12 protein-coding genes are annotated in these 13,087 nt (G+C 62.6%); 5 read left to right on the top strand and 7 right to left on the bottom strand.

Annotation, left to right across the window (positions count from 1 at the left end):
• Positions 1-54 precede the first annotated feature (54 nt).
• On the top strand, positions 55-663 hold the full coding sequence (locus NKH43_RS17450; protein WP_023716934.1) for a YqgE/AlgH family protein: 609 nt from the start codon (positions 55-57) through the stop codon (positions 661-663).
• Positions 664-686: 23 nt separating this feature from the next.
• On the opposite strand, the gene NKH43_RS17445 is transcribed toward NKH43_RS17450, so the two are convergent.
• Genes NKH43_RS17445 through thrC form a run of 4 tightly spaced genes read right to left on the bottom strand, consistent with a single transcriptional unit; the run spans position 687 to position 6,894 of the window.
• Positions 687-3,575: an EAL domain-containing protein gene (locus NKH43_RS17445; protein ID WP_023716935.1), complete on the bottom strand. Its 2,889-nt coding sequence runs from the start codon at positions 3,573-3,575 to the stop codon at positions 687-689.
• 2 nt (positions 3,576-3,577) lie between these two features.
• Positions 3,578-4,174, bottom strand: coding sequence for a GNAT family N-acetyltransferase (locus NKH43_RS17440; RefSeq protein WP_023716936.1), 597 nt, complete (start codon positions 4,172-4,174; stop codon positions 3,578-3,580).
• A gap of 15 nt (positions 4,175-4,189) precedes the next feature.
• Complete coding sequence (locus NKH43_RS17435; protein WP_023716937.1) at positions 4,190-5,482, bottom strand: M16 family metallopeptidase; 1,293 nt, start codon at positions 5,480-5,482, stop codon at positions 4,190-4,192.
• A 14-nt stretch (positions 5,483-5,496) separates the two neighbouring features.
• The gene (thrC, locus tag NKH43_RS17430; RefSeq protein ID WP_352846083.1) at positions 5,497-6,894 is read right to left on the bottom strand and encodes a threonine synthase; all 1,398 of its coding nucleotides are present in this window, start codon (positions 6,892-6,894) and stop codon (positions 5,497-5,499) included.
• A 127-nt stretch (positions 6,895-7,021) separates the two neighbouring features.
• On the opposite strand from thrC, the gene NKH43_RS17425 reads away from it, so the two are divergent.
• The gene (locus NKH43_RS17425) at positions 7,022-7,726 is read left to right on the top strand and encodes a hypothetical protein (RefSeq protein WP_352639123.1); all 705 of its coding nucleotides are present in this window, start codon (positions 7,022-7,024) and stop codon (positions 7,724-7,726) included.
• 38 nt (positions 7,727-7,764) lie between these two features.
• Here NKH43_RS17425 and NKH43_RS17420 read toward each other — a convergent pair whose 3' ends face one another.
• Entirely contained in the window at positions 7,765-8,454 is a 690-nt protein-coding gene (locus NKH43_RS17420) for an HAD family hydrolase (protein ID WP_352639125.1), read from the bottom strand.
• 180 nt (positions 8,455-8,634) lie between these two features.
• Between NKH43_RS17420 and NKH43_RS17415 the strand changes: the two genes are divergently transcribed.
• Positions 8,635-9,768 carry a site-specific DNA-methyltransferase gene (locus NKH43_RS17415; RefSeq protein ID WP_023716941.1) on the top strand — a complete coding sequence of 378 codons (1,134 nt, stop codon included), beginning with the start codon at positions 8,635-8,637 and terminating at the stop codon, positions 9,766-9,768.
• A 65-nt stretch (positions 9,769-9,833) separates the two neighbouring features.
• On the opposite strand, the gene NKH43_RS17410 is transcribed toward NKH43_RS17415, so the two are convergent.
• Together NKH43_RS17410 and mutY are read right to left on the bottom strand one after the other, a co-directional pair.
• Positions 9,834-10,445, bottom strand: coding sequence for an HAD family hydrolase (locus NKH43_RS17410; protein WP_352859177.1), 612 nt, complete (start codon positions 10,443-10,445; stop codon positions 9,834-9,836).
• A gap of 15 nt (positions 10,446-10,460) precedes the next feature.
• Positions 10,461-11,573, bottom strand: a complete 1,113-nt coding sequence (mutY, locus tag NKH43_RS17405; RefSeq protein WP_352859175.1) for an A/G-specific adenine glycosylase — start codon at positions 11,571-11,573, stop codon at positions 10,461-10,463.
• Between the two features lie 56 nt (positions 11,574-11,629).
• Here mutY and NKH43_RS17400 point away from each other — a divergent pair, with 56 nt between their 5' ends.
• On the top strand, positions 11,630-12,130 hold the full coding sequence (locus NKH43_RS17400; protein WP_023716944.1) for a DUF721 domain-containing protein: 501 nt from the start codon (positions 11,630-11,632) through the stop codon (positions 12,128-12,130).
• Positions 12,131-12,259: 129 nt separating this feature from the next.
• Positions 12,260-12,988 carry a DsbA family protein gene (locus NKH43_RS17395; RefSeq protein ID WP_023716945.1) on the top strand — a complete coding sequence of 243 codons (729 nt, stop codon included), beginning with the start codon at positions 12,260-12,262 and terminating at the stop codon, positions 12,986-12,988.
• Positions 12,989-13,087: the final 99 nt, after the last annotated feature.

The following is a 13,087-nucleotide window of genomic DNA, read 5'->3' as shown; positions in this document are numbered from 1 at the left end:
AAATCGGGCGCCGCCCATCTTTTCGGCGCCCTGGAAACGCGTTACGCTGTGGTCATGGATTTGTTGCGTCATAAAAAGACGGCCGCAGGACCCGGCTTTCTCGACGACCAGTTCCTGATTGCCATGCCCGGCATGAAGGACGACCGCTTCACGCGCTCCGTCATCTACATTTGCGCGCACAGCGACGAAGGCGCGATGGGGTTGATCATCAACCAGACGCAGCAGATGCTGTTTCCGGACCTGCTCGTGCAACTCGGGATCATGAACGAACTGGAGGCAATTCGCCTGCCGCCGCCGGCGCGCGACTTCGTCGTGCGCAATGGCGGACCGGTGGATCGCAGCCGCGGCTTCGTCCTGCATTCGGGCGACTACCGGGTGGAATCCTCGCTCGCCGTGTCCGACGACGTCTGCCTGACTGCGACCGTCGACATATTGCGCGCCATCTCCTCCGGCCGCGGACCCCGGCGGGCTCTGATGGCGCTCGGCTATGCCGGCTGGGGTGCGGGTCAGCTTGAAAACGAGATCGTCGAGAATGGCTGGCTGACTTGCCCGGCTAGTGCCGAGCTTCTGTTCGACGCCGACATCGACCGCAAATACGACCGGATCCTTGCCTCGATCGGCATCGATCTCGCGCATCTCAGCCTGGCTGCCGGTCACGCCTGAACCTCATTACGTCCCGAAATTTGTCACGCCTGAGTGAGCGGATACTGTTCCTTCAGCGTCTTCAGCACCTGGTCGCCCGGCATCGGCGCTCCGAACATGAAACTCTGCACGTATTCGCAGCCCATCTGCCGCAACTCCAGCGCATCGCTCTCGTCCGAAATGCCTTCGGCGACAACCGACAGGCCGAGTTCATGCGCCATGTTGACCATGGATTTGAGCAGCACCGCGCGTTTCGGCGTCGCGTCGTCGACGAAGCTCTTGTCGATCTTGATGGTGTCGAACGGAAAGCGCGTCAGATAGGCCAGCGATGAATAGCCGGTGCCGAAATCGTCCAGCGACAGGCCGATGCCAAGCTGCTTCAGCTTGGTCAGCACATGGGCGGTCTGCTCGGGATTGTCCATCACCAGCGATTCGGTGAGTTCGAGCCGGAAGCAGCGCGGTTTCAGATTGGCCCGCGCGATCACCGAGCGGACGTCGCTGACCAGGTCGCGGCGGATGAGCTGACGGCTGGACAGATTGACCGAGACCGAGAGCGGCGCATCGCCGATCTGCTTTTGCCATCCTGCTAGGTCTTCGGCAGCCTGTTGCATGGCAAACAGGCCAAGCTGCACGATCAGGCCGCAGTTTTCGGCGACCGGGATGAAATCTGCCGGCGGGATCATGCCGCGACGCGGATGGTCCCAGCGCAGCAGCGCTTCGAAGCCGGCAACGCTGCCGTCCTCCAGCCGCACGATTGGCTGGTAGGCAAGCGTGAATTCGCGTCGTTCGATAGCGCGGCGCAGATCGGACTCGAACTGCAGCCGGTCGGTGCCGACGGTGCGGAAGGCTGGCCGGAACGGCTCGATCCTGTCGCCGCCGAAGCGCTTGGCTTGATGCATGGCAAGCTCGGCGTCCTTGACCATGTCCTCAGCCGAGGTCTGCGTGGAGGTCCAGGTGATCAGCCCGATCGAGGCGGTCAGCACGATCTCGCGCTTGGCGAAGGTGATCGGGTTGTTGATGGCGTGCTTGATGGCATCGGCAATGGCCGCGATGCGAGCCGGATCCTGCTCCGACAAAAGCATCAGCGCGAACTGGTCGCCGGCAAATCGCGACAGCGAATCCTTCGGCTTGAGCAGCCGGTGCAGCCGCCGCGCGATGGTCAAAAGGATGGTATCGCCGGCCGAGATGCCGAGCCCGTCATTGACCTGCTTGAAGCGGTCGATGTCGATGACGAAGACGGTCGGGCGCACCTTCTCTTCGGTACGGGCGATCGAGATGATCGCCTCCAGCCGGTTCATGAACAGCTCGCGGTTGGGCAAGCCGGTCAGATTGTCGTGCACGGCGTCGTGCAGCAGCCGTTCCTCGGATTTCTTCTGCTCCGTCACGTCGACCATGGTGCCGACGCAGCGGATGACCTCGCCGTCCGAGCCGATCACCGGCCGGGCACGCAGCGAAAACCAGTGATAGTGCCCGTCGGCGCCGCGCAGGCGGAAGTTTTGCGACACCCGGCCGCGCCGGTGCTCGAGCACCACGTCGAGCGTCGTGCGAAACGTGTCGCGGTCGTCGGCATGCAGCACCGGCAGCCAGTTGCGGGCAGGGCCGCCGAGGCTGTTCGGCGCAAGGCCGAGCTGAATGCTGACGTCGGGACGAGTGACGACGCGGTCGCGCAGCACGTCCCAGTCCCACACAGTATCGCCCGATCCGGCAACCGCCAACGCCTGCCGCTCGAGGTCGGAGAACAGGCCCTGATGCAGGGCGCCGCCGGCAAAAGCGTGCTGCATCACGGTGAAGCCGATCAGCAAGATGATGAGGATCAGCCCACCGCCGAGCGCCGGCTGGGCGATATCGTTGTCCAGCATGCCGGTGATTGCCATCCACGATCCGCATAGCCACAGCAGAACCATCACCCAACTGGGCACCAGCATGATGGCGCGGTCGTAACCGCGTATACCGAGGAAGATGATCAGGCCGAGCCCGGTCAGCGCGGTGGCTGCGAAGGACAGCCTGGCAATGCCGGCGGCAACCGCCGGATCGACGATGGCAACGCCGGCGATCAGCACCAGCCCGAGGATCCAGACCAGTGCGCCGTAGCTGAAATGGCCGTGCCACCGGTTGAGGTTGAGATAGGCAAACAGGAACACCACGAAGGTCGCCGCAAGCGCCACCTCCGTTCCGGCGCGCCACATCTGCTCATTGCCCGGGGATATTTCTATGATCTTGTTGAGAAAGCCGAAATCGACGCAGATATAGGCAAGCACCGCCCAGGCTAGGGCCGCCGTCGCCGGGAACATCGAGGTCCCCTTGACGACGAAAAGAATGGTCAGGAACAGCGCCAGCAGGCCGGCGATGCCGATGACGATGCCACGAAACAGCGTGTAGGAATTGACGGAGTCCTTGTAGGATTCGGGGTCCCACAGATAGACCTGCGGCAGCTTGGGCGAGGCGAGCTCGGCGATGAAGGTAATCACCGTTCCGGGGTTCAGCGTCACCCGGAACACGTCGGCGTCTGGGCTGGTCTGGCGGTCGAGCGCAAAGCCTTCGCTGGGCGTGATCGCGGCGATACGGGTCGAGCCGAGATCCGGCCAGAACAGGCCGGAATTCACCAGCCGGAAATGCGGTGCGACAATCAGCCTGTCGAGCTGCTGGTCGGTGGTATTGGCGAGCGCGAACACCGCCCAGTCGCCGGTCGAGCGCGCGTCATTGGCCTCGACCTCGATTCGCCGCACGATGCCGTCCGGGCCGGGTGCCGTTGAGACCTGGAAATTCTCGCCCTGGTTGCGGTAGATTTCAACGGCACCCGAAAGGTCGAGCGCCACGTCGTCGCGGGCAATCTTGATCGGTTCGACCGCAAACGCCGAGGATGCCGCGCAGAGCGTGACGATTGCCGCCAGCATAAGGGCAAGCAGCGACCCGTTGCGCAGAAAATTCGTCAAAATCAGCCCTTTGTTCCAACGCCCGGCGGATCGTCCGCGATTCGGGCGTATAGGTAATGGTCCTGCCAGATGCCGTTGATCCTGAGATAGGATCGTAGCAGTCCTTCGCGCCGGAATCCGGCTTTTTCAAGCACGCGGATCGACCGGGCGTTATCGGGGATACAGGCAGCTTCGATCCGGTGCAACCGCAGCGTTTCGAAGGCGAAACGCGTCACCACCTTGACGGCATCGGTCATCAGGCCGCGTCCGCTGAAGCGCTCGCCGATCCAGTAGCCGATATGGCCGCTTTGGGCGACCCCGTGGCGGATATTGCCGAGGGTGATACCGCCGGCAAGCTTGCCGCTGCTTTTCTCGAAGATGAAGAAGGCGATCGCCGTCCCCTGCGCATAGTCCTCGCGGTAGCGGCCGATACGATGCCGCCATGCGGTGCGGTCGAGCTCGTCAGGGGTCCATCGCGGCTCCCACGGCTCAAGGAAGGCACGGCTTTCGCCGCGCAGCACCGACCACTCGCGATAGTCGTTGGTCAGCGGCACACGCAGCGTGACAAGGTCGCCCTTCAGTGCCGGCAGGTCGCGGCGAAAGAAAGGGAGCGCAAACACGACGCTCGAATAAGCTTAGACGGCAAGCTTACGGGCAGTGGTCTGCGAGCCCGAAAGCGAATCGAGGATCGCTTCATAGGGCGCGAGCGTACCCACCGGCCCGACGGCTGTAAGCGTCGGCTTCGTCGAAAAAAGCCGCGACGACAGATCCGTCAGCCGCTTGACCGTCAGCGCCGACAGCCGCTCCATCAGCTCTTCCTTGGCGATCGGCCTGCCGAACAGAAGCAACTGCCTGGCGATCTGCGAGGCGCGGCTGGCCGGGCTCTCGGCCGACATGATCAGCCCGGCGCGGTATTGGGCACGCGCCCGGTCGAGCTCCTCCTGCAGGATGTTTTCGCCGGCCTTTTGTAGCTCGTCGATGATCACAGGCACCAGCTCGGCGATATCGCTTTGTCCGGTTGCCGCATGGACCCCGAAGACGCCGGTGTCGGAAAAACCCCAATGGAAGGCATAGACCGAATAGCACAGGCCGCGTTTTTCGCGGACTTCCTGGAAAAGCCGCGACGACATGCCGCCGCCGAGGATCATCGACAGGACCTGAGAGGCATAGAAATCGCGGACGTGATAGGCACGGCCCTCGAAACCCAGCACGATCTGGGCGTCCATCAGGTCGCGGTCTTCGCGAAAATCGCCGCCGACATATTGCGCATATTGCGGGATGGTGCCGTCGGCCTTGCCGCGGAAGCCGCCGAGACGCTTTTCGACCTCGCGCACGAAATCGTCGTGCTTGATGTCGCCGGCTGCCACCATCACCATGTTCTCGGCGCCGTACTGCCGTTCGATGAAGTCGTGCAGTTGCTTCGAAGTGAAGGATTTGACGGTTTCCGGCGTGCCGAGAATCGAGCGGCCGATAGTCTGGTGGCGGAAGGCGGTCTCGGTAAAGTGATCGAAAACGACATCGTCGGGCGTATCGTGCGCGGCGCCGATCTCCTGCAGAATCACATGCTGTTCGCGCTCCAGCTCCTGCGGATCGAATTCGGAGTCCTGCAGGATGTCGGAAAGGATATCGACCGCCAGCGGCACATCGTCGCTCAGAACCCTTGCATAATAGGAGGTCGTCTCGACGCTGGTCGCGGCATTGATCTCGCCGCCGACGTCCTCGATCTCCGAGGCGATCTCGAAGGCGCTTCGCCGCCTGGTGCCCTTGAAAGCCATGTGCTCGAGCAAATGCGCCATTCCGTGCTCTTCGTCACGCTCGTTGCGTGCGCCCGACTTGACCCAGGCACCAAGGGCAACAGATTCGAGGCTTGGAAGGGTTTCGGTGGCGACTGTCAGGCCGTTCGACAGACGGCTTACCTCAACACCCATATGGCAATTACTCCCTAACGCGCCGCCCGCGTGTGGCGGCCGACATAATCTTCCACCATTTTCAGGTCGGATGGAAGTACCGTGTATTTTTCCTCGGCGCTCATCAACCCGCCCAGCCATGCGGGGAGGGCAGGCGACACGCCGCTGGCGGCTTCGACGGCCGCCGGAAACTTTGCCGGGTGCGCAGTGCCCAGCACCACCATTGGCACCTCACCGGCGGCTTTGCCAGTGGCCACATGCACGGCTGCGGCGGTATGCGGGTCGAGCAGGTAGCCACTCGCCGCAAGTGTGGTGCGGATTGTGGCGGCGACCTCGCCCATGGTGGCGCGGCCGGCGTCGAATTCGGAGCGGATCTTGGCGATTTCGCCGGCCTCGATGGTGAAGGCGCCGGACTGCTTGAGCCCGTCCATGTAGCGCCGCACGGTCGAGGCATCGCGGCCGGACGCCTCGAACAGCAAGCGTTCGAAGTTCGAAGACACCTGGATGTCCATCGAGGGCGACGTGGTCGAAAAGACCCCTTTCATGCGGTATTCGCCGGTCGCCAGCATGCGCGCCAGAATATCGTTGTCGTTCGTGGCTATGATCAGCCGCTCGATCGGCAATCCCATCTTCTTGGCGGCGTAGCCGGCGAAAATGTCGCCGAAATTGCCGGTCGGCACCGTGAAGGAAACCGGCCTGTCGGGCGCGCCAAGCGACAGCGCGGAGGAGAAATAATAGACGATCTGGGCCATGATGCGGGCCCAATTGATCGAATTGACGCCGGATAGCGACACCCGGTCGCGAAAACCGTGGTCGTTGAACATGTCCTTCACCAGGCCTTGGCAGTCGTCGAAATTGCCTTCGATCGCCAATGCGTGGACGTTTGCGGCGGTCGAGGTCGTCATCTGCCGCTGCTGCACCGGCGAGACGCGGCCGTGCGGGAAAAGCACGAAGATGTCGGTGCGGTTGCGCCCGGCAAAGGCATCGATGGCGGCCCCTCCGGTGTCGCCGGAAGTGGCGCCGACAATGGTGGCGCGCTGGTCGCGCTCGGCCAGCACATGGTCCATCAGCCGCGCAAGAAGCTGCATCGCCACGTCCTTGAACGCGAGCGTCGGGCCGTGGAACAACTCGAGCACGAAGCTGTTCGGCCCGCTCTGCACCAGCGGGCAGACGGCCTCATGGCGGAAGGTCGCATAGGCTTCGCGCACCAGCCGTTCGAACACCGGCGCCGCGATCTCGCCACCGAGGAACGGCGACAGCACGCGGATTGCAAGATCGGGATAGGCAAGGCCGCGCATGGCGCGGACCTCTGCTGCGGAAAAATGCGGCCAGGCGCTCGGCAGATAGAGCCCGCCGTCGCGGGCCAGCCCGGCCAGCACCGCGTCGGAGAATCCAAGCGCGGGCGCTTCCCCGCGGGTACTCACATATTGCATCGTCACGTTTCCATTGCTGCGGGAATCTTCGCCCGCCGTAAGGTGGTGGATTTCTGCGCTGGCTCAGTCGCATTTTTGCCGCGCGGTTGATATACGTCACCGGCTTTGCGAGAGGGAAGTGCAGTTCATGGCGTTTCATTCATTCAACGGTCGTTTTGTCGCGGGTCTGGCGCTCACCGGCTTTATGCTTGCTGCCGCAGGCTGCCAATCGAGCGACAATGGCATTCTCGGCTTCGGCAAGAAGGATACGACGCCACCACCGCCACCCGACCCCAAGGTGCTTTCCAGCCAGCTGCAGGCCTATTGCCCGAAAGTGACGTTGCGTGACGGCACCGCCTTCTTCAATATCTACGCCAAGAGCGGTCCGAAGCCGAAGAAAAAAACCGATGTTGCCGCCGAGGATGCCCAAGCCGCCCAGCCGGCAGCGGACGCGGCAGGCGTCGATCAGCCGGACGATTCCGCCAAGATCATCTATCAGGCTTCGATCACCGATGTGACCCGCGACTGCAGCCGCGCCAACGGCTCCTTGTCGATGAAGATAGCCGTTGCCGGCAAGGTCGTGCCTGGTCCGATGTTCGCCCCCGGTACCATCACCATGCCGATCCGTATCGCGGTGATGCACGGCACCGAAGTTCTCTATTCGCAGCTTCACTCCTATCAGGTCCAGGTTACCGATCCCTCGAGTGCCACGCAGTTCGTCTTCACCGATTCCAACGTCGTCGTTCCGGAGCCGACGGCGCGGGACTACCAGGCATTTGCCGGGTATGACGAGGGCGCTCCGAAAGGGGCGTCGGACAAGCCGAAGAAGAAGAAAGCCGCCGCGACCAACTGAGCCGGTGCATTCGCGCCACGGCGGTTGGAGGGGGCCTCTCAGGCGTCCGCCGACCATTCCGACAGCGCGGCGATCACGCTTTTCAGTTCCGCCCAGCGGCGGATGACCGTTTCGGCACCGGCTTCGGTCAGCGCATCGGCGTGGCCGGGATAGCTGTGCGCCGCGCCGGTGAAGCCGATGACGCGCATTCCCGCCGTCTTGGCGCCGGTGACGCCATGCACGGAATCCTCGATGACGAAGGTGTTCGCAGGATCGGCCTTGAGCTTTTCCGCGGCGAACCGGAACACGTCCGGCGCCGGCTTGGTTTTCCCGGTCGGCGTTTCCAGCGACGAAAAGATACGGCCGGCAAAGAACGGCAAAAGCTGCACCTTCTCCAGCATGAATTCGATCCGCTCCGAACGCGAATTCGAACAGACGCAGCGCGGCACCGTTACCGCGGCGACAGCCTCGTGCGCCCCGTCGATGGCACGCACGTCGCTGCGCAGCCGGCGATCGACCAGCTGTTCCTCCTTGTCGATCAGGGAGGCCTGGAACGGGATCCGGGACTTTTCCTCGACCCGCATCATGATGTCCTTGAAAGTCAGCCCGGCATAGACCTCGGAAATCTCCTCCGCCGATATCTCATAGCCGGCCGAGGTCAAAAGCTCGGCATCGATGCGTGCGGCGATGATTTCGGAATCGACGAGCACGCCGTCGCAATCGAAGATGACAAGGTCTGGCTGGGGCATGGTGATCCGGAAAGCGGGATGAAGGGAATGCCAAGAGGCCTTTGGTCCAAACGGCTCAGGCGGCGCGGCATACACCAACAGGCCGGGCTTCGCAAATTCGGCAGTATGCTTCACTGAATATTTACGCTGATCGGTAACCATAACGGACAGTAAACAGTAACGCGTGCCTTGGGTGTCATAATGTCTGCCGTGCGTCTTCTCGACGAGCTTTCCGATGCTCCCCAGCAATCCGAGTGGCTGGATACGATCCTGAAGGGCGACTGCGTCGCCGCGCTGGAACGGCTGCCGGAAAAATCGATCGACGTGATCTTTGCCGATCCGCCTTACAATCTGCAGCTCGATGGCGATCTGCACCGGCCCGACCAATCCAAGGTCGATGCCGTCGACGACCATTGGGACCAGTTCGACAGTTTTGAGGCCTACGACGCCTTCACCCGCGCCTGGCTGCTGGCGGCGCGCCGCGTGTTGAAGCCCAACGGCACGATCTGGGTCATCGGCTCCTACCACAATATTTTCAGGGTCGGCGCCAAGATGCAGGACCTGGGCTTCTGGATCCTCAATGACGTCGTCTGGCGCAAGACCAATCCAATGCCCAATTTCCGTGGCCGTCGCTTCCAGAACGCGCATGAGACGATGATCTGGGCATCGCGCGACCAGAAGGGCAAAGGTTACACCTTCAACTACGAGGCGCTGAAGGCATCGAACGACGACATTCAGATGCGCTCCGACTGGCTGTTTCCGATCTGCACCGGCGGCGAGCGCCTGAAGAACGACAATGGCGACAAATTGCATCCGACGCAGAAGCCGGAAGCGTTGCTTGCCCGCGTCATGACGGCATCGACCAGGCCCGGCGACATCGTGCTCGATCCCTTCTTCGGTTCAGGAACCACCGGTGCGGTGGCCAAACGGCTTGGCCGCCACTTCGTCGGCATCGAGCGTGAGCAAGCCTATATCGATGCCGCCATGGAACGCATCGATGCGGTCCGGCCGCTGGACGGCGCCAATTTGACAGTGCTGACCGGCAAGCGCGCCGAGCCGCGCGTCGCCTTCGTCACCCTGCTCGACAATGGCCTGGTGGCACCCGGCGCCACGCTCTACGACGCCAAGAAGCGCTGGGCGGCCAAGGTGCGTGCCGACGGCACGCTGGCGATCGGCGACAGTGCCGGGTCGATCCACAAGATCGGCGCCGAGGTACAGGGGCTGGACGCCTGCAACGGATGGACCTTCTGGCATTATGAGCGCAGCGGAGGACTGACCCCGATCGACGAGCTTCGCCGCATTGCGCGGCTAGGCATGGAACGGGCAGGGGCCTGACGGTTTCTGAGTTGCGACAGATCAGTTAATGCGAAGGCTCAGCCAGTCCCTGGAAGCGATTCAAATCACACCTTGATCCCAAGACGCGCAAGGTCCGCCCTGAGCGTCTTTGCATCGGTGAACAGCACCGACTGCCAGCCGGCCGCCTTGGCGCCGTCGACATTTCTCTGGCTGTCGTCGATGAATAGCGTGGCTGACGGTTCGAGGCCGAACGCGGTGACGTGGTGATCATAGATGGCGCGATCCGGCTTGATTAGCCCGATCTCGGCTGACACGGTGATGCCGCGCGGGCGCTCCAGGAACGGAAAGCGGTCGCGCGCTTCGCGGAACGTATCGTCAGCCCAGTTGGTCAGCAGCGTCACGTCATGGCCCGTGTCGATCAGGCGCTCCATGATGGCTACGCTGTCATTATAGGCATGCGGTGCCATTTCGTGCCAATGGCGGCGGAAATTGCGGATATTCTGTTCGTGATCCGGGTACTGGGCGATCAGGAGCGTCTCTGCCTCTTCCCAGGTCCGGCCGCGATCCTGCTCGATGTTCCAATCATGCGTGCAGACATTGTCGAAGAACCATTTCCGTTGGTCGGGATCGGGGATCAAGCGGCTGAAGGGCAGGTTCGGATCATAGTGGATCAGCACTTTGCCAATGTCGAAAACGATGTGGCGGATTTCGGACATTCTTCTCTCTTTCTTTCAATGCGGACGCTGCTTCTTCGTCGCGCCCGGTATCGCCGCTTCGATTACCTTTTTCATGACGGTCGGCAGCGCCTCCCCGGAAATTTCATGGGCCAGCGACCAAAAATGCCCGGCCGGGGCGACGCTGTCGGTCTCCGCCTTGAACACGTCGAGTTCGAGCGCAAAATGGGTAAAGACATGGCCGATGCGTCCGGCCTGCCGCCAGTCGCCGGGGAACGGGGCTGCCGCTTCCGTTGTGGCGCCGTCGATGCGCGCCGTCCAGCCGGTCGTTGGCACCTCAGTCATGCCGCCGAGCAGGCCTTTATCCACGCGCTTGCGTAAAAGGATGGCGCCGTCGCCCCTGACGGCGACGAAGGCGGCGCCGCGGCGCAAGGGTTTCTCGGCCTTGGGCAGGCGGACCGGAAAGCGCTCGGGATCGCCCGAGATTGTGGCGCTGCAATCCTGCCTGACGGGGCAAAGCATGCAGCGGGGCCGGCGCGGCGTGCAGATCGTCGCGCCCAGGTCCATCATCGCCTGCGCGAAGTCGCCGGGCCTTGTCCCGGGAACCAGGTGCTCGACATGGCTGCGTATCTCGCTCTTGGCTTCGCCCAGCGGCGTGGCGATCGAAAACAGCCGTGAGACGACCCGTTCGACATTGCCGTCGACGACGGCGGCTGGTCGGTCGAAGGCGATCGCCGCGATCGCCGCTGCCGTATAGGCGCCGATACCGGGCAGTTCCTTCAAGCCGGTCTCACTGTCCGGAAAGCGGCCGCCTAGCCGCGCGACGAGATCGGCGCAAGCCTTGAGGTTGCGGGCGCGAGAATAATAGCCGAGCCCGGCCCAGGCCTTCATGACGTCTTCGATCGGTGCCGCCGCCAGTGCCTCGACAGTTGGCCACTTCTGCACGAACGCCCGGAAATAGGATTTTACCGCCTCGACCGTGGTTTGCTGCAGCATCACCTCGGAAAGCCAGACCAGATAGGGATCGGGCTGCGCGCCGCTTGCCAGCGCGTGCGGCGGAACACGCCAGGGCAGGTCGCGGTGATGCGCGTCGTACCAGCCAAGCAGCCGGAACGCGATCTCGCCATTGTCTCCGGATACGGCCTTGCGGGTCTGGTCGTGCAGTGCCATTGATCGAGGGTCGGCCCTAATCCACTGGTGCTGAAGCTGGTGACTGGAGAACGCACATGGCAGGGAAAAGGCCCTTCGGCAATCCCGTTCCGGTGAGCGATCTCGCAACCGAGATCCTCGACCCGGTGCTGCGCAAGCGGGCCGGCATGTCGATCGGGCTGGTTCAGTCGTGGGAAGAGATTGCCGGGCCGCGGCTTGCCGGCCGCTCGCGCCCGGAAAAGATCCAGTGGCCACGCCGCATGCACGAGGACGATCCGTTCGAGCCGGCGGTGCTGGTGATTGCCTGCGAGGGTGTGGCGGCACTGCATCTGCAGCACGAGACCGGCGAGATCATCAACCGGGTCAATGCGTTTCTCGGCTTCAATGCGATCGGCCGGATCAGGATCGTGCAGAAACCGGTAATGACTGGCAAGGAAAAGCCGAAACCCATTTTGCGGCCGCTGACCGTGGCCGAGAAGGCGAAGCTGTCGGGCACTGTCGGTTTGATCGAGGACGACGGGCTGCGCGCCTCGCTGGAGCGGCTTGGCGCCACCATTCTAGGCCAAAGGAAGCCGTAATCTCGCGCTATCGTGATGGCATGCTCGAATTTGCCGATTGGAATAGGGGTGGCAATGCCTTAATTCGCGCCAACTCTCGCTTTTTGTAGCCTTTGCATTGCAAAATCCAACTATTGCCAGGTGATTCGTATGATCCGTTCCTTGTCCCGCAGAAATCTCTTGTCGTCGCTCGCCGCCATACCAGCGGTGGCGCTGCTTGCCGCCTGCAGCGATTCCGGCGAGAAAGCCGAGGCGCAGGATGTGAAGCCTGCGGCTCCGGCGGAACCTGCGAAGCCGGCCGCTCCAGCCGCCGCCAAAGCGCCTGAAGCTCAGGGCACGGTGGATATGGCAGCCTTGTTGAAGCCCGGCGCGCTGCCCGACATGCAGCTCGGCAAGGACGACGCAAAGGTCACCATCGTTGAATATGCATCGATGACCTGCCCGCATTGCGCGCATTTCGCCGAGACCACTTTTCCGGAACTGAAGACGAAATATATCGACACCGGCAAGGCCCGTTACATCCTGCGCGAATTTCCGTTCGACCCCAGCGCCGAGGCCGGTTTCATGCTGGCGCGCTGCTCCAAGGACAACTATTTCCCGATGGTCGACGTGCTGTTCAGGCAGCAGGCGAACTGGGTTGGTGTGAACAATACCAAGGACGCACTGCTGCAAATCGCCAAGCTTGCCGGTTTTACACAGGAGTCCTTCGAGGCCTGCTTGACGGACCAGAAGCTTCTGGACGATGTGAGATCCGTCCAGAAGCGCGGCGCCGACGAATTCAAGGTCGATTCCACACCGACCTTTTTCATCAACGGAAAGACCTACAAAGGGGCGATGTCGATTGCGGAAATGTCGGCCATCATCGACCCTCTGCTCTGACGTTTCGGCAGCGCCGAAGCGGCGTCGCTTCGGCGTGCGCACTTCTTTGTCTTGCCGCGGGGTCTCCTTGCAAAACCCCCGAACAGTTTTGCGAAACTT

The organism is Mesorhizobium sp. M1163, assembly GCF_040318415.1.
Classification (GTDB): Bacteria; Pseudomonadota; Alphaproteobacteria; order Rhizobiales; family Rhizobiaceae; genus Mesorhizobium.
Note: the sequence above shows the minus strand (reverse complement) of the source record. Positions and strands in the feature narration are given on the sequence as shown.

What these genes read in the sequence shown, in the direction of transcription:
- NKH43_RS17450 (WP_023716934.1), top strand. Translation starts at nt 55, where the DNA reads ATGGATTTGTTGCGTCATAAAAAGACGGCCGCAGGACCCGGCTTTCTC.
- NKH43_RS17435 (WP_023716937.1), bottom strand. Translation starts at nt 5,482, where the DNA reads ATGGGTGTTGAGGTAAGCCGTCTGTCGAACGGCCTGACAGTCGCCACC.
- thrC (WP_352846083.1), bottom strand. Translation starts at nt 6,894, where the DNA reads ATGCAATATGTGAGTACCCGCGGGGAAGCGCCCGCGCTTGGATTCTCC.
- NKH43_RS17425 (WP_352639123.1), top strand. Translation starts at nt 7,022, where the DNA reads ATGGCGTTTCATTCATTCAACGGTCGTTTTGTCGCGGGTCTGGCGCTC.
- NKH43_RS17420 (WP_352639125.1), bottom strand. Translation starts at nt 8,454, where the DNA reads ATGCCCCAGCCAGACCTTGTCATCTTCGATTGCGACGGCGTGCTCGTC.
- NKH43_RS17415 (WP_023716941.1), top strand. Translation starts at nt 8,635, where the DNA reads ATGTCTGCCGTGCGTCTTCTCGACGAGCTTTCCGATGCTCCCCAGCAA.
- NKH43_RS17410 (WP_352859177.1), bottom strand. Translation starts at nt 10,445, where the DNA reads ATGTCCGAAATCCGCCACATCGTTTTCGACATTGGCAAAGTGCTGATC.
- mutY (WP_352859175.1), bottom strand. Translation starts at nt 11,573, where the DNA reads ATGGCACTGCACGACCAGACCCGCAAGGCCGTATCCGGAGACAATGGC.
- NKH43_RS17400 (WP_023716944.1), top strand. Translation starts at nt 11,630, where the DNA reads ATGGCAGGGAAAAGGCCCTTCGGCAATCCCGTTCCGGTGAGCGATCTC.
- NKH43_RS17395 (WP_023716945.1), top strand. Translation starts at nt 12,260, where the DNA reads ATGATCCGTTCCTTGTCCCGCAGAAATCTCTTGTCGTCGCTCGCCGCC.